The following is a 14712-nucleotide window of genomic DNA, read 5'->3' as shown; positions in this document are numbered from 1 at the left end:
AGCAGAACCCCACTCGAGTGATCTCGGGTGGGGTTTTTTGCTTTGTGCTTCTCCACATGACAGAGTCGTCCCGGCGCCGGGTCGGAGAGCTAGCAGAGTTGTCAGGTTCGTCTATCTTCTGCTGATTTCCGATGTCACAAACGTTACACTTGCCGTCGTTTTAACTAACACTGAACGGCTGATGAAACGATTTCGTACTATCACGCTGCGCATCCTGCTGAGCGTGGTCCTCTTGCTGGTCGTGCTGTTGGCGATCTCTTTGTCGAACTCGCGCGTCGAGCGCACCGAGCACGGTGTCCACAAGCGCCTGCTGATACCGATCGGCGTCGGCAATGCTGGCTTCCCCACGTATGCCGGCACCGGCGATGCCGTCCGGATCCCCGGTTTCCTGGACGGCCCGGTCGTGCGCCGCTCGGGAAGCGGAGAGTGGACCGCCAGCTGGTTCTGCGAAGACCGTGTCTTCAGCCGCACCGGTAAAGACAGCGAGCTGTCCATCGACTGCGCAGGAAAACACAGCGTCTATCCGGTTAACCGCATCCCGGCCGAGTCCCGCGCCGTCATCGACCCACCCGGAAAGATGCTCGTCCTGAGCGACATCGAAGGCAACATCACCTTCCTGGACAAGGCCCTGACCTCGCTCGGCGTGACGGATGCGAACGGACAATGGCAGTACGGCCGCAACCATCTCGTGATCGCCGGCGACGCGGTCGACCGCGGACGCGATGTATTCCCCGTGCTGTGGAAACTCTATCGACTGAGCCTGCAGGCAAGCGACGCCGGCGGCGCGGTCCATGTGCTGCTGGGGAATCACGAACAGTACATGCTGCGCGGGATCATCTCCCGCGCCAACCACGAACACCTGTATGCTCTGGGCCAGCTGGGCGGCCAGGCCGGGGCCTTCGCGGGCGATACCGTCATCGGCCTATGGCTGCGCCGCCAGCCGCTGGCACTCAAGGCCGGCAAGGTCCTCATCACTCACGGCGGCATCAGCCCGGAGGTCGCCGCCTCCGGCGTGTCCCTCGAAGAAATCAACAGCGCCATGGTCCAGTACTGGAGCGGCGCCGCCACGCAAAGCGCGCAACTGGACGCCGCACTGGGACCGGCCGGCCTGACCCAGTACCGCGGGTATTTCGAACCCGCCGAGGATCGCTATCCCAAGGCCAGCGACCGCGACGTGGCGCAGGTACTGGAGCGCTTCGGCGTGGATCACATCGTGGTCGGTCATACCCAGGTCGATGGGGTGCTTCCGTTCTACGATGGCCGCGTGTGGGGCATCAACGTCAACAGCAATACCGCGCGGCCGGAAGCCTTGCTGATCGAAGACGGCCGGCTCAGCGCCGTATCGACCGGCGTCCCCCGCCAGCTGGACGAATCGCGTGAACGCAGAACGCGAGCGTTTGCGGTGAGCGAGTCCGGCGACTGGCGGATGCTGTCGGCCCTGATCAGTTCCGGCTATGCGCAAACGCGCATTCCCCATCCTTACTGAAGCGCACCTCAGCGCAGCGCAATCAAATTCCTGAACATGTCCTCGGCCGCATCCGCGATCCGGTCGATGCTGGCCTCCCTCAGGGCATGCGCGTCCACGCGCGTCTCGCTGCGCAGCCCCGCCCACTGCAGCAAGGCGTGGCAAGCGTCGGGGTGGTCGAACAGGCCATGCAAGTAGGTCCCCAGGACCTGGCCATCCTGCGACATCGCGCCTTCCTTGCGTCCATCGACCAGGAAGGCGGGCGACGCCAAGGCCGCGCCGCTTGAAACACCCATGTGTATCTCGTAGCCTTGGACGCGCGCATCCTGGCGAGCCCCAAAAGCACAGTAACCGCTCACTTGCGCCAGACGCTTTTCCGGCGCCAGCACGGTATCCATCTCGAACAGCCCGAGGCCTTCGGATGTCCCAGGCTTTCCCTCGAGGCCGTGCGGATCGGACACTGAAGTCCCGAGCATCTGGAAACCGCCGCAGATGCCGATGACCTTCCCGCCATAGCGCAGGTGCCGCGCCAGCTGCTCCGGCCATCCCTGCTGACGGAGCCACGCCAGGTCGCCGCGCGTGTTCTTGCTCCCCGGTAGAACGATCAGGTCAGCAGGCGGAATCGCTTCCCCTTCGCGCACGAAGCGCAGGTCGACGTCCGGATGCGCGCGCAGCGCATCGAAATCCGTGTGATTGCTCATGCGCGGCAGGCTGGGCACCACCACGCGGAAGTGTCCGCGTCCCGTTTGCGCCGGCTGCACCGCATCTTCCGCATCCAGATACAGCCCGTGCAGGTAGGGCAGCACGCCCAGCACCGGTTTGCCGGTCTTCTCTTCCAGCCACTCCAGGCCCGGCTCGAGCAGGGAGATATCGCCCCGGAAGCGGTTGATCACGAAGCCGACGATGCGCCGCCGCTCCGACTCCGACAGGCAGGACAGCGTGCCCACCAGGTGCGCGAACACGCCGCCGCGATCGATGTCCGCCACCAGGATCACCGGGCAGTCGACCGCTTCCGCGAAGCCCATGTTGGCGATGTCGCGGTCGCGCAGGTTGATCTCCGCCGGGCTGCCCGCACCTTCGACGATGATGGCTTCGTACTGTGCCGACAGGCGGCGGTGCGATTCCAGCACCGCTTCCATCGCCACCGTCTTGTACTGGTGGTAGTCGCGCGCATTCATCTCCGCGCGCACGCGGCCATGGATGATGACCTGGGCGCCGACGTCGCTCGATGGCTTGAGCAGCACCGGGTTCATGTCCGTGTGCGCCTCGACGCCGGCGGCGATCGCCTGCAGCGCCTGCGCCCGGCCGATCTCGCCGCCGTCCGCCGTCACCGCGCTGTTGAGCGCCATGTTCTGTGGCTTGAACGGCGCCACCTTGCATCCGCGCCGCTTGAGCAGGCGGCACAGGGCGGCCACCACTGTGCTCTTGCCGGCGTCCGAGGTCGTCCCCTGCACCATCAGGGTCTGGTAGGGGAAGCTGCTCATTTGCCGCGGTGCTGGCGCGCCAGCTCGAGCTTGTCGCATAGCGCGGCGGCGCCGAGGATCATGCGCGGACCCGCGCGGTTGAGCAGGTCGCCGTCGAGCGTGAACAGATTGTTTTTGCGCACCGCGAGCATGCTCCGGTAGGGCTCCCACAGCCCCACGCCGCCATAGTTTTTCTCGGCCGTGCCGATCACCGCTTCAGGGTCGGCCTGCAGCACGCTTTCGACCGACACCATCGGCGCCGTCGTCGCCAACTTGTCGAAGATGTTCTCGCCGCCGCACAGGCGCAGCGCGTCGGTGACGATGTGCTTGCCGCTGAGCGTGTACAGCGGCTTGTCCCACACCTGGTAGAAGGTACGCACCGGCGGCCGGTTCGCGTAGCGCGCGCGCAGGCCGGCAAGCTGCTGCCGCAGCTGGGCAGCGGTGGCCCTGGCTTCCGTGTCGGTGCCCATCAGCTGGCCGAGCCGCGCCACATTCTCGGGGATGTTCTCCAAGGTTTGCGGGTCGCTCTGGAACACGGGGATGCCCAGTTGCTTGACCATCTCGATCTGGCGTTCGGAACTGTTGTGCATCCAGGCGACGATGAGGTCGGGCTTGAGAGCGATCACCCGTTCGATGTCGATCTCGCGGTTCGAGCCGATGCGCGGGATGCTCTTGGCCGCCTCCGGATAGTCGCTATAGCTCACCGCCCCGACGATGCGCTTGCCGCCGCCCGCCGCGAACAGCATCTCGGTGACGTGCGGCGCCATCGAAATCACGCGCTCGGCGGGCTTGGCGATCGTGACCGATCTGCCTGCATCGTCCTTGACCGTGATTGCGGCCTGGGCCTGGACCGCCAGCGCGCAGGCCAGCAGCAGCATCGTTTTCCTCATCGTTTGCTCCATTCGCTTAATGCCTGATCCAGGCGTTGCCAGCCTTCCTCGCCGGCCGGCAGGCCGAGGCGGACGCCGCGCGCGGATTCGCGGAACAGCCGGCACCAGATGCCGCGGCGCGCCATGTGTTCGTGAAATGCCTCGGGCTGCGCTTCCGGCCACCACTGGAACAAGGGCGTGCCGTTTGCCTCGATACCGTGCGCCTGCAGCAGCGCGCGCATGCGTCTTCCCGAGCTGTCCAGCTGCCGCTGCGTCTCCTGCTGCCAGGCGGTATCGCTCAGCGCCAGCAAGGCAATGTCCTGCGCGGGACCGCTGACGGCCCAGGGCCCGAGCAGGTCGACCAGGCCGGCGAGGACCGTCTCATGCGCCGCGACAAAGCCCAGCCGCAAGCCGGCCAGGCCGAAGAACTTGCCGACCGAACGCAGGACGATCAGGCCGGGCTGCGCCGCATGCGCCGCGACGCTGAGCGTGGGTGCGGTATCGCCGAAGGCTTCGTCCACCACCAGCCAGCCGCCGCGTGCCCGCAGGCGCGCCGCCCAGTCCAGCAGGCGCGCCGGCGGCACCGTCTCGCCAGTCGGATTATTGGGATTGACCACCACGACCACGTCGCTGTCGTCCACCGCCCGGTCCAGGTCCGCATACGGCACCAGCCGGCGCATGTGGCCGTGCAGGCCCCAGTGATGGGCGTGCTCCGCATACGAGGGCGCCGACACGGCCACCCGCGAAGGCGGCCGCAGGCGTGGTAATGCCTGGATCGCGGCTTGCGTACCGGCCACCGGCAAGAGCTGCGGCGCGCGGTAATAGGTGCAGGCCGCATCGGCCAGGCGCGCATCCGGTTCCGGAAGACGATGCCAGGCGTCCGGCGCCAGGGTGGGGATAGGATAGCCATGCGGATTGATGCCCGTCGATAGGTCGATCCAGTCGCTGCGCCCGAAGCGCCGCGCCGCGTCGCGCAGATTGCCTCCGTGTTCAAGCATGCGCACTCACCCCGATCGCTGCCGCGCATACCGCAGCCGTCCATAACAGCGTTGTCTTCAAGACCAGCCGCCAGGCACGCAAGATGTCGGCCGCTGATGCCGCCGGCCCCGCGCCGAGTTGCGGACGCTGTTCAACTTCGCCGTCATAGCTTGCAGCGCCGCCCAGCGAGACGCCGAGTGCGCCCGCGCCGCTGGCCATTACCGGCCCGGCATTCGGACTGCTCCACATCGGCGCCTGCGTACGCCAGCAGCGCCAGGCGCGCGCACGGCCGGCGCCGGCCAGCAGCACGTAGGACAGCGCGGTCAGGCGCGCCGGCAGGTAGTTCAGGACGTCGTCCACGCGCGCCGCGCAGCGGCCGAACAGGTTGTAGCGCTCGTTGCGGTAGCCCCACATGGCGTCCAGCGTGTTCGCCAGCCGGAACAGCACCGCGCCCGGTCCGCCGGCAACGACAAACCAGAACAGGGTGCCGAACACGGCGTCGTTGCCGTTCTCGAGCAGGGATTCGGCGCTGGCCTTGGCCAGGTCGGGTTCATTCGCCGTGGCGGTATCGCGGCTGACGATGCGCGCGGTCAGGAGGCGCGCCTGGGCCAGGTCGCCTTCGCGCAGCGCCGCGTAGATCGGCAGCGTGTGGTCGCGCAGGCTGCGCAGGCCGATGCAGACATACAGCAGGAGCGCATGCAGCCACAGTCCGGCGGCATCGGCCAGTACGGCGAACAAGAGGCTCAGCGGCAGCACCGCCAGCAGCCATGCGCCCGCGCCACGCACCAGGCGCGCGCCGCCACGGTTCAGGCGACGCTCCAGGAAGGCGGCCAGCCGCCCGAATCCGACCAGCGGATGCCAGCGCCGTACTTCACCCAATAGAAGGTCGAGCACGATGCCGGCCACCAGGAGCAGGGCGAGCGCCGGCGGGGACAAGCCGATCAGCACGGAGTGCCCTTCAGCACCAGCGGCAAGCCCGCGGCCACGAATACCGCCCGGTCCGCGCGCGCGGCCACTTCCTGGTTCAGGCGTCCCGCCTCGTCGACGAAGCTGCGCGACACCGCGCCCCAGGGCACGATGCCCAAGCCCACTTCGTTGGACACGAAGACGACATCGCCCGGCAGTCCCGCCTCCAGCGCATCGAGTAGCGCGGTGCGCTCCGCATGAAAGCGCGGCGGCAGCGCCACCTCGCCCACCTCGGGATAGGCGCGGCCGTCCGAGAACATCAGGTTGCTGAGCCAGAGCGTCAGGCAGTCGACCAGCACCAGCCGCTGTTGCGCGCACCATGCGCGCAACACGCTGGCCAGCGCCAGCTCCTCCTCGACGGTATGCCAGTGGCCGGGGCGCTGGCTGCGGTGGTGGGCGATGCGGACCGCCATCTCGCCGTCGCCGACGCGCGCGGTCGCCACGTAGACGACCTCCTTGCCCGAATCCTGCGCAAGGCGCTCGGCCAGCCGGCTCTTGCCGGAGCGCGCGCCGCCGAAGAAGAGGGTGCAGCTCATCGCGCCTGTCCCAGGAACATCGCCGCCACCGCCTCCGGGTTGGACGGGAAGTAGGCGTGGAAGTAGGACGCCGTGAGCGCGCCGCGGTGATAGATGGCTTCGCCCTGGCTGCCGTTCTGCTTGACCGTATGTCCCTGCGGCTGCAGATCGGAATGCATGAGCGAGTAGTGGAAGGTATGGCCGCGCAGCTCGCCCTGGGCGGTCGGCATTGCATGCATGCCCAGGCCGCTGATGCGCGGCTGCATCACCACCTCGCCCGGGAGCAGGCCGGCCATTTGCCAGCGCTGTCCCTGCTTGTCGGTCAGTCCATCGGCAATCGCCATCATGCCGCCGCATTCGGCGACGATCGGCACGCCGCGCGCATGGGCGTCGCGAAGCGAGGTACGCCACTGCTTCGCCGCCTGCAGCGCGGGGCAGTGCAATTCGGGGTAGCCGCCCGGCAGGTAGACCGCGTCGGCGTCGCTTGGGACCGGCTCGTCGTCGAGCGGCGCGAAATAGACCAGCCGCGCGCCCATCTGCTGTAGAAGCTCGGCATTGGCCGGGTAGACGAATACGAAAGCGGCGTCGCGTGCGATGGCGATGGTGCGCCCAGCCAGCGGCCGAAGAGCCGGGGATGCAGGCTGCACGGGCGTCGGGGGCAGGACCGGCAGCGCGTCCCAGGCCGTGTCGTCGAACTCGATCTGGTCGGCCATGGCGTCGAGCAGCTCTTCCACCTTCTCGACCTCGCCCGGCACCACCAGGCCCAGATGCCGTTCCGGCAAGCGCTTGTCCTGGCGCGGCAGGGAACCGATCAGCGGGATGTCGCGCAGCGAGGCCTTGACCATTGCCGCATGGCCGGGACTGGCGATGCGGTTGGCGACCACGCCGGCCATCTGCACCGGACCATAGTCGCGCAAGCCCTGCGCCACCGCGCCCGCGGTTTGGGCCATGGCCGAAGCGTCGAGCACGGCCAGTACGGGAATGCCGAATTCGCGCGCCAGGTCGGCCGCCGAGGGCGAGCCGTCGTACAGGCCCATCACGCCTTCGACCAGGATCGCGTCCGCCTCGCGCGCCGCTTCTCCCAGCCGGCGGCGGCACTCGTCCACGCCGACCATCCACAGGTCCAGGTTATAGACCGGCGAGCCGCAGGCGCGCTCCAGCAGCAGCGGGTCGATGAAATCGGGCCCGCACTTGAACACGCGTACCCGCTTGCCCATGCGGACCAGGCGCCGCGCCAGCGCGGCCGTCACCGTCGTCTTGCCCTGGCCGGAAGCCATGGCCGCGACCAGGACCACGCGTGCTCCAGGATGCGTTTTCATCACCACTCCGTTCCGGCTTGCGCCGCAATGCCCGCCTTGAAGGCGTGCTTGACCACGTTCATCTCGGTCACGGTATCGGCCACCGCCACCAGCTCGGGCGGGGCGGCGCGTCCCGTCACCACCACGTGCTGCATCGTGGGACGGTCGAGCAGGTCGGCGATCACGGTGTGCACGTCCAGGTAACGGTATTTCAATGCGATATTCAGTTCGTCCAGCACCACCATGCCATAGCTCGGGTCGGAGAGGAAGCGCCTGGCCTGCTCCCAGGCTTCGTTGGCCTTGGCGATATCGCGCTCGCGGTCCTGGGTTTCCCAGGTATAGCCTTCGCCCATCGCGTGGAAGCTGACCTCGCCGGGAAAGCGGCGCAGGAAGAGTTCCTCGCCGGTCGACATGGCGCCCTTGATGAACTGGACCACGCCCACCTTCATGCCGTGGCCGAGCGCACGCGCCACCATGCCGAAGGCGCTCGAGCTCTTGCCCTTGCCGTTGCCGGTATTGACGATCAGGATGCCGATTTCCTTGTCGGCCGCCGCGATCTTGGCGTCGATGACCGCCTTCTTGCGCTCCATGCGCGCGCGGTGGCGCTCGTTGAGTGCGGAAATCTCGTCTGGGGTCATGTCGTTCATAGGCTTGCCTCGATGGGAATGAAAATGCGGCGGCCGCCATGCTCGAGCATCTCGATCGGATGGCCGAGGTAGTCGCTCAGCAGCGCCGGCTGCATGGCCGCGTCGACGGCGCCGGCCTGCCAGCGTCCGTCGCCCATGAGCAGCAGCGCGTGGCTGGAGATGCGGTGCGCCAGGTTGAGGTCGTGGCCGATCATGACCACGGTCTTGCCCTGCTCCCTGCACAAGCGGGACAACAGGGCCATGGTGCTGACCTGGTGCGCCAGGTCGAGTGCGTTGGCCGGCTCGTCGAGCAGCAGCAGCGGCGTCTCTTGCGCCAGCATGGCGGCGATGGCCACGCGCTGGCGCTCGCCCCCGGACAGGGTGCGTACATCGCGCGCGGCCAGGTCGGCCACTTCCATGGCGTCCAGGGCCTGCATCGCGGCGTGGTGGTCGTCGCTGCCTTCCCAGTAGCGGTTGGCGTGATAGGGATGGCGCGCCGACAGCACGGTTTCGATTACGCTGTAGGCGAAGGCGTCATGGCGCGACTGGGCCAGGAAAGCGCGTTCGCGCGCCAGCTCGGCAGGGTTCCAGGCCGATAGTTCGCGGCCGCGGATGCTCACCGTTCCCGCGTCCGCACGGTGCAGCCCGGCGAGCGTGCGCAGCAAGGTACTCTTGCCGGCGCCGTTGCGGCCGATGATGCTCCAGCATTCGCCGGGAGCCACGTGCCAGCTCAGCCCCTGGATCAGGGTGCGGCTGCCGGCCTTGAGGAGGAGGTCTTGGGTCCGGAGCATGATCACTTCCTGAGCCGGTGAAGCTGGTAGAGGAAGACCGGTGCGCCGATGAGCGCCGTGATGGCGCCTACCGGCAGCTGCTGCGGCGCCAGCACGGTGCGGGCGAGGGTATCGCACAACACCAGGAAGCTGCCGCCGGTCAGCACCGCGGCGGGGATGAGCACGCGGTGGTCCGGGCCGAAGGCGAAACGGCAGGCGTGCGGAATGATCAATCCGACAAAACCCACCGAGCCGGCGCTGGTCACCGCGCTCGCGGTCAGCAGGCCGGACACGAAGAACAGGCCCTTGCGCAGCGCGCCCACGCGCACGCCCAGGGTCGATGCGGCTTCCGCATGCAGGGCCACCACGTTCATGGCGCGCGCGCTGCGCATCGCATACACCAGCGCGCCGCCCAGCACCAGCCAGGGCGTCAGGCGCAGCGGCGCGCCGGCCAGGTCGCCGATGAGCCAGAACACCATGCTGCGCAGGCGGCCTTCCGGTGCGATCGACAGCATCAGGGTGACGAGGGCGCTGCACAGGGCCGACAGGATCACGCCGGTCAGCAGCAGCATCGAAGCGCCGCCCTCGGCCGCCAGCCCGCCGCGCAGGTCGCGCCGGGCCAGCAGGTAGAGCAGCATCGAGACCGTCACCGCGCCCAGCAGGGCCGCGCCGTCCACGATGACCGCCGTGGCCATCATCATCAGCGCCGCCAGCGCGCCCACCGCCGCGCCGGACGAGATGCCGAGCACGTAGGGATCGGCCAGCGGATTGCGCAGCAGGGCCTGCATCATCACCCCCGCCAGGGCCAGCGCGCCGCCGGTAACGAAGGCCGTCAGGGCGCGGCCGGCGCGCAGTTCCAGCAGCGAGGCAGGCAGCGACTCGGCGCGGCCATGCGCGAGCTGGCGCAGCGCCTCGGGCAGTTCCGCCAGCGGCACCTGGATCGACCCGGTCATGCCGGCGAACAGGAGGCTCGCGACGGCGCCCGCCATCAGGACGGCGATAATGAGCAGGGCGCGCTGGCGCAGCGGACGGATGGGTGGATGCATGCTAGGTCTCTGTGTTGTCCCCGTCAGCGCATGCCGTAGCGCAGGGCCGCGAACCAGGTGCGGCCGCTGGTGCCGTAGTTACGCGCGAGCTCGTAGTGCTTGTCCGCGACGTTGTTGAGCCTGACCAGCAGCGACAGTTCCGGGGTGAATTGCCAAGTAGTGTACAGGTTGAGCAGGCCATAGCCACCCAGCGGACGCAGGTTGGCTGCATCGTCGAAGCGGCCGCTGGAGAGCTGCCACTCGGCGCCGGCCTTCACGGTGCCGGCCGTGTAGTCGGCGGCGAAGCTCGCATGCCGTTTCGCGCGGCGCGCCAGGCGCTTGCCGGTGGTTTCGTCGCGTGGATCCTGCCAATCCAGGCTGCCGCGCAGGTTGATGCCGGCGATGCGCGTGCTGCCGCCGACGCTCACGCCTTCCAACAGGGCTTCGTTGACGTTGTAGGCGCAGCTGCCGGCGCGGGACGGGCAGGGCGTGGCCGAGACGATCATGTCGCTCAGGCGATTGCGGTAGTAGCGCGCGTCCAGCTCGACGCGGCCGCCGGCGTAGCGCAGGCCCAGTTCGTGGTTGCGGCCTTTCTCGGGCTGGTTGGTTTCCAGGCCGTAGCCTGGATAGAACAGCTCGTTGAAGGTTGGCGCGCGGAAGCTGGTGCCGACGCTGGCGCTGGCGCGCAGGCCGTTGCCGAAGTCGTAGCCGTAGCCGGCTGCGCCGGTGTGCTTGTTGCCGTACACTGAAGAGCGGTCCTGGCGCGCGCTCGCATCGAACAGGTGGCTGCCGCGCCTGGCCGAGTACACCGCCCCATAGGCATTGGTGATGCGGTTGCGCTGCATCGTCGGCACCTCTTCCTTGCGGTGGCTGTACAGCAGCTGCAGCGTGTCCGGGCCCAGTGCGACCGTGTTCTGCCAGCTGAACTCGTCCTGCACGGTGTCGATCCGGCTGGTGCCGGTGGCCGCGGCGCTGCTGACGCTGCGCTGCTTGTCTTCCGAGCGCGCGAACTGCACGGTGCTGCGCCAGTTCGGCAGGATCTGGTTGCTCATGAACAGGGCGGCGGTGTCCAGGTCCTGGTCGCTGTGGGTGTCGAAGCTGCCGGCGCCGCTGTCGTACTGGGCGCGCAAACGGCTGACCAGGAGCTGGGCGCCGATCTCGTGGCCCGGCGCGACGGTATAGCTCATGCGGCCATTCAGGTTGCGGCGGCGGTAGCCGTCTTCGTCGGGGTTGAAGCCGAAGGCGCCCGGGCGGGTGGCCGAGAAGCCGTCGGATTCCTCGTAGCCCGCGCCGATGGCGTAGCTGAATGCATGCAGGCCGCCGGCGGTGCTGGCGTCGAGCTGGCGGGTGCCGTTGCTGCCGGCGCCGGCGGAAGCGCTGGCCACGGGTGTGCCTTCGCCCTTGCGGGTGAAGATCTGGATCACACCGCCGATGGCGTCCGCGCCGTACAGGGTGCTGAGCGGGCCGTAGACGATCTCGATGCGATCGATGGCGCCCAGCGGCACCGCGTTCCAGCTCGCCGCGCCGGTGCTTGCGGAGCCGACGCGCACGCCGTCGAGCAGGACCACCACCTGGTTGCTGTTGGCGCCGCGCAGGAAGATGCTGGTGGCTGCGCCGGCGCTGCCGTTGCGGGTGATCTCGATGCCGCGCTGGCGCTGCAGGATGTCGGCCACCGAGCCGGCGCCCGAACGCGTGATCTCTTCGGCGTGGATGACCGTGGTGTCGGCGATGACGTCGTCGGCCTTTTGCGGCGTGCGGGTGGCGGTGACGACGACGGTGTCGAAGGCAGGTGCGTTGGCGAAAGCGGAAGACGAAAGAATGGCGAGCGCAAACGACACTGCGGCCGCTTGCCGTGTTACAGGAAAGTTCATGAACAGTTTCTATCAATGGACAACCAGCCGACGTCCCCGTGGGCCAGATTGAACAGGAATGCGCGAACGCGTTCCCACCTTTTGGCCGGTATCCGGGCTGGCAAGTGTGGCCGTCGGACCTTCCCATGCGAACGCACAGTGGTCGAGGAAGACGGTTCGCCGCATCGAATGCGGCACTTGCTTACCGTTGCGGGGGCAGCACACGTTGGCCTTGTAGAAAGGCTTCGTGTTTCCCGTTTAACTGCGCCTGTGGACACAGGCGCGAGCACCAAAACGGCGTCATTATACGGTTTTGTTACCTCTTTAGCACGAGCAGCTCGCCGTAGGCGATGCGGTGAGGGGCTTGCGCGGCCCGCAGCGCGGCCTCTTCGATGCTGCCGCCGAGGTGGAGAGAAGCCAGCAGGCGCATGGCGCCGGCGTGGCAGATGACGAGCGCCTGCTCGATGCCTTCGTTGCGGATCTCGTCGTGGAAAGCAGCGACGCGTGCGGCGACATCCATGACGCTTTCGCCGCCGCCGGGGCGGTAGTAGAGCAGGTCGGCCGTCCAGGCGTCGACCTCGGCGCGCGGGATGTCGTCCCAGCTGCGCATCTCCCAGGCGCCGAAGTTCATCTCGGCCAGGCGCGCATCGAATACGGGGGCGGGCGAGAGTCGGCGAGCCAGTGCGGCGCAGCGCAGCAGCGGGCTTGAATACACGGGCAAGTCGGACAGGCCAAGTCCCGACAGCGTGTCGAGCGCGCTGTCGATTCCGGCATCGAGGGCCGGCAGGTCCGTGCTGCCGTAACACAGGCCGGGCGCCACCACCGGCTGCGGATGGCGCACGAGGTAGAGCCGCATGTCAGGCTAGCGCGCCCTGGCCGAGCGTGGCCAGCACGGCGAGGTAGATCGCGACTTCCGACAGCTGCTGGACCGCACCCAGGCAGTCGCCGGTATAGCCGCCGAGGCGGCGCTCGAATTTGCGGGCCAGCCAGAGCGCGGCGAGGCTTGCCGCCAGCACGGCGCCGGCGCAGGCGACCGCACTGAGCGCGCCGTTGAGGACGAGCGCAGCGGCGGGCAGGAGCACGGTCGCGGTGGCGATGGCGAATTCGCCGGCGCTCATGCGCTCGGCGAGCGGCTTGGCCTTGCCTTCGGCGCGCGCGTATTCCATGGTCCAGATGAGCGAGGTCGCGGCCAGGCGCGAGAGCGGATGGGCCAGCAGCAGGGCAGCGATGGCGCTGGCCGGCGGCAGCGTCGCCAGGGCCGTGCATTTTGCGAGCAGCATGCACACGACGCCGATCGCGCCATAGGCGCCGACGCGCGAGTCCTTCATGATTTCCAGCGCGCGCTCGCGCGTCATGCCTCCGCCCAGGCCATCGCAGGTGTCGGCGAAGCCGTCTTCGTGGAAAGCGCCGGTGATATAGATCGTCGCTGCGGTCGAGAGCACGGCCGCCACCGGCGCGGGCAGGACCAGGGCCGCCGCCGCATATACCGCGGCGGCGATGGCGCCCACGACCAGCCCGACCAGCGGGAAGTAGCGGGACGCATGGTTCAGCCACGCGGCTTCGAAGCCGACCCAGCGTGGGATCGGCAGCCGGGTGAAGAACTGCAGTGCGATGAAGAACAGGCGCAGCTGGTGCATTTAAGCGGAACGCTCGCTGACCTGGGCCGAGGCGAAGGTCGCCATCTGGCTCAGGAAGTTGGCGGCCGCATGCAGCAGCGGCAGGGCGAGCGCACTGCCGGTGCCTTCGCCCAGGCGCAGCCCCAGGTCCAGCAGCGGCTTGGCGCCGAGCTGCTCCAGCATCAGCGCGTGCCCGTGTTCGCCGGAGCAGTGCGAGAACACACAGTAGTCGAGAATGGACGGCTGCAGGCGCGCGGCGACCAGCAGGGCGCTGGTGACGATGAAGCCGTCGATCAGCAGCACCTTGCGCATCTCGGCCGCCTTCAGCATGGCGCCGGCCATCATGGCGATCTCGAAGCCGCCGAAAGTGGCCAGCACGTCGAGCGGATCGTTCACGCCTGCGTGCAGGGCCGCCGCTGCGGCGATGACTTGTTCCTTGCGCTGGATGCCTTCCGCGGAGAGACCAGTGCCTGCGCCGACGCAGCGCGACAGCGGCACGCCGGTGAGCTTGTGCATGAGGGCCGCGGCGGCAGTCGTGTTCCCAATACCCATTTCGCCGAAGCCGACCACGTTGCCTGGCAGGTCACGCACCAGGGTCATGCCGTGTTCGAGCGCGGTGGCGCATTCCTGTGGCGTCATCGCGGCTTCCCTGGCGAAGTTGCGGGTACCGTTCGCCACCTTCCTGTCGATCAGGCCGGGGCGCTGGCCGAACGCGTGGTTCACGCCCGCATCGACGACGTGCAGCGCGGCGCCGTTCTGGCGGGCGAAGACATTAATAGCGGCGCCGTTCGCCAGGAAGTTCTCCACCATCTGCCAGGTCACGTCTTGCGGGAAGGCGGATACGCCTTCCGCCACGACGCCGTGGTCGCCGGCGAACACGATGATCGCCGGCTGATCGATGCGAACGTCGGTCGAGCGCTGGATCAGTCCCAGTTGCGCGGCCAGGGTTTCGAGGCGGCCAAGGCTGCCAAGCGGCTTGGTCTTGTTATTGATGGCGTCGCTCAGTGCCTGCGCCAGGGCCGCATCATGAATAGGGGAGATGGTCGGGATCTGCATGAATGGATGAGAAGATCAAAAAGGCGGCGGCAACGATATCACAATCGCAAGCGTTGCAAGTACGGCGGCGCTTTGCTATAGTCTCGCTCCCCGACGCGGACAGCGCTGCAAAGCGATCCAGGCGACGGGGTGGAAGAAAAGAAGTTGACGAACATCGCAAAACACCGCATAATCTCGCTTCTCTGCTGCTGACGAACACAACGCTTCGTCGAACA

General features: G+C 67.9%; 15 protein-coding genes and 1 riboswitch. Of the genes, 2 read left to right on the top strand and 13 right to left on the bottom strand.

Annotated elements, in window-relative coordinates; all coding sequences use genetic code 11:
- Positions 1-181 precede the first annotated feature (181 nt).
- Positions 182-1486, top strand: coding sequence for a metallophosphoesterase (locus KBW95_RS23690; RefSeq protein WP_211529489.1), 1305 nt, complete (start codon positions 182-184; stop codon positions 1484-1486).
- An 8-nt stretch (positions 1487-1494) separates the two neighbouring features.
- On the opposite strand, the gene KBW95_RS23685 is transcribed toward KBW95_RS23690, so the two are convergent.
- From KBW95_RS23685 to cobT, 13 genes are all read right to left on the bottom strand, one after another.
- A complete protein-coding gene (locus tag KBW95_RS23685; protein ID WP_211529488.1) occupies positions 1495-2949 on the bottom strand; it encodes a cobyric acid synthase in 1455 nt (484 codons plus the stop codon).
- Entirely contained in the window at positions 2946-3818 is an 873-nt protein-coding gene (locus KBW95_RS23680) for a cobalamin-binding protein (protein ID WP_211529487.1), read from the bottom strand. The genes KBW95_RS23685 and KBW95_RS23680 overlap by 4 nt, the downstream gene beginning before the upstream one ends.
- On the bottom strand, positions 3815-4795 hold the full coding sequence (gene cobD, locus KBW95_RS23675) for a threonine-phosphate decarboxylase CobD (RefSeq protein WP_211529486.1): 981 nt from the start codon (positions 4793-4795) through the stop codon (positions 3815-3817). Before cobD ends, KBW95_RS23680 begins: the two co-directional genes overlap by 4 nt.
- On the bottom strand, positions 4788-5723 hold the full coding sequence (gene cbiB / locus KBW95_RS23670) for an adenosylcobinamide-phosphate synthase CbiB (RefSeq protein ID WP_211529485.1): 936 nt from the start codon (positions 5721-5723) through the stop codon (positions 4788-4790). Before cbiB ends, cobD begins: the two co-directional genes overlap by 8 nt.
- Positions 5717-6277: a bifunctional adenosylcobinamide kinase/adenosylcobinamide-phosphate guanylyltransferase gene (gene cobU, locus KBW95_RS23665; RefSeq protein WP_211529484.1), complete on the bottom strand. Its 561-nt coding sequence runs from the start codon at positions 6275-6277 to the stop codon at positions 5717-5719. Before cobU ends, cbiB begins: the two co-directional genes overlap by 7 nt.
- On the bottom strand, positions 6274-7575 hold the full coding sequence (locus KBW95_RS23660; RefSeq protein WP_211529483.1) for a cobyrinate a,c-diamide synthase: 1302 nt from the start codon (positions 7573-7575) through the stop codon (positions 6274-6276). Before KBW95_RS23660 ends, cobU begins: the two co-directional genes overlap by 4 nt.
- Positions 7575-8201 (bottom strand): cob(I)yrinic acid a,c-diamide adenosyltransferase, encoded by a 627-nt coding sequence (gene cobO, locus KBW95_RS23655; protein ID WP_211526997.1) that lies wholly within the window; start codon positions 8199-8201, stop codon positions 7575-7577. Before cobO ends, KBW95_RS23660 begins: the two co-directional genes overlap by 1 nt.
- Positions 8198-8971 (bottom strand): ABC transporter ATP-binding protein, encoded by a 774-nt coding sequence (locus KBW95_RS23650; RefSeq protein WP_211526998.1) that lies wholly within the window; start codon positions 8969-8971, stop codon positions 8198-8200. The genes cobO and KBW95_RS23650 overlap by 4 nt, the downstream gene beginning before the upstream one ends.
- Before the next feature lie 2 nt (positions 8972-8973).
- On the bottom strand, positions 8974-9996 hold the full coding sequence (locus KBW95_RS23645) for an iron ABC transporter permease (RefSeq protein WP_211526999.1): 1023 nt from the start codon (positions 9994-9996) through the stop codon (positions 8974-8976).
- 23 nt (positions 9997-10019) lie between these two features.
- Entirely contained in the window at positions 10020-11846 is a 1827-nt protein-coding gene (locus tag KBW95_RS23640) for a TonB-dependent receptor domain-containing protein (protein ID WP_211527000.1), read from the bottom strand.
- A gap of 65 nt (positions 11847-11911) precedes the next feature.
- A riboswitch (cobalamin riboswitch) is annotated at positions 11912-12134 on the bottom strand.
- Between the two features lie 7 nt (positions 12135-12141).
- On the bottom strand, positions 12142-12681 hold the full coding sequence (locus KBW95_RS23635; protein ID WP_211527001.1) for a histidine phosphatase family protein: 540 nt from the start codon (positions 12679-12681) through the stop codon (positions 12142-12144).
- A gap of 1 nt (position 12682) precedes the next feature.
- Positions 12683-13462 (bottom strand): adenosylcobinamide-GDP ribazoletransferase, encoded by a 780-nt coding sequence (locus tag KBW95_RS23630; protein ID WP_211527002.1) that lies wholly within the window; start codon positions 13460-13462, stop codon positions 12683-12685.
- On the bottom strand, positions 13463-14497 hold the full coding sequence (gene cobT / locus KBW95_RS23625) for a nicotinate-nucleotide--dimethylbenzimidazole phosphoribosyltransferase (protein ID WP_211527003.1): 1035 nt from the start codon (positions 14495-14497) through the stop codon (positions 13463-13465).
- A 2-nt stretch (positions 14498-14499) separates the two neighbouring features.
- Here cobT and KBW95_RS23620 point away from each other — a divergent pair.
- Positions 14500-14712, top strand: a 213-nt coding sequence (locus KBW95_RS23620) for a hypothetical protein (RefSeq protein ID WP_211529482.1), incomplete at its 3' end; no start/stop codon positions are given.

The organism is Massilia sp. ZL223 (assembly GCF_018119395.1).
GTDB lineage: Bacteria > Pseudomonadota > Gammaproteobacteria > Burkholderiales > Burkholderiaceae_D > Telluria.
The sequence above is the reverse complement of the archived record's forward strand: the minus strand, read 5'-3'. Positions and strand labels throughout refer to the sequence as shown.

Excerpts from the sequence above, each read along its gene's own strand:
- KBW95_RS23690 (WP_211529489.1), top strand. The coding sequence starts at position 182 with ATGAAACGATTTCGTACTATCACGCTGCGCATCCTGCTGAGCGTGGTC.
- KBW95_RS23685 (WP_211529488.1), bottom strand. The coding sequence starts at position 2,949 with ATGAGCAGCTTCCCCTACCAGACCCTGATGGTGCAGGGGACGACCTCG.
- KBW95_RS23680 (WP_211529487.1), bottom strand. The coding sequence starts at position 3,818 with ATGAGGAAAACGATGCTGCTGCTGGCCTGCGCGCTGGCGGTCCAGGCC.
- cobD (WP_211529486.1), bottom strand. The coding sequence starts at position 4,795 with ATGCTTGAACACGGAGGCAATCTGCGCGACGCGGCGCGGCGCTTCGGG.
- cobU (WP_211529484.1), bottom strand. The coding sequence starts at position 6,277 with ATGAGCTGCACCCTCTTCTTCGGCGGCGCGCGCTCCGGCAAGAGCCGG.
- KBW95_RS23660 (WP_211529483.1), bottom strand. The coding sequence starts at position 7,575 with ATGAAAACGCATCCTGGAGCACGCGTGGTCCTGGTCGCGGCCATGGCT.
- cobO (WP_211526997.1), bottom strand. The coding sequence starts at position 8,201 with ATGAACGACATGACCCCAGACGAGATTTCCGCACTCAACGAGCGCCAC.
- KBW95_RS23650 (WP_211526998.1), bottom strand. The coding sequence starts at position 8,971 with ATGCTCCGGACCCAAGACCTCCTCCTCAAGGCCGGCAGCCGCACCCTG.
- KBW95_RS23645 (WP_211526999.1), bottom strand. The coding sequence starts at position 9,996 with ATGCATCCACCCATCCGTCCGCTGCGCCAGCGCGCCCTGCTCATTATC.
- KBW95_RS23640 (WP_211527000.1), bottom strand. The coding sequence starts at position 11,846 with ATGAACTTTCCTGTAACACGGCAAGCGGCCGCAGTGTCGTTTGCGCTC.
- KBW95_RS23635 (WP_211527001.1), bottom strand. The coding sequence starts at position 12,681 with ATGCGGCTCTACCTCGTGCGCCATCCGCAGCCGGTGGTGGCGCCCGGC.
- KBW95_RS23630 (WP_211527002.1), bottom strand. The coding sequence starts at position 13,462 with ATGCACCAGCTGCGCCTGTTCTTCATCGCACTGCAGTTCTTCACCCGG.
- cobT (WP_211527003.1), bottom strand. The coding sequence starts at position 14,497 with ATGCAGATCCCGACCATCTCCCCTATTCATGATGCGGCCCTGGCGCAG.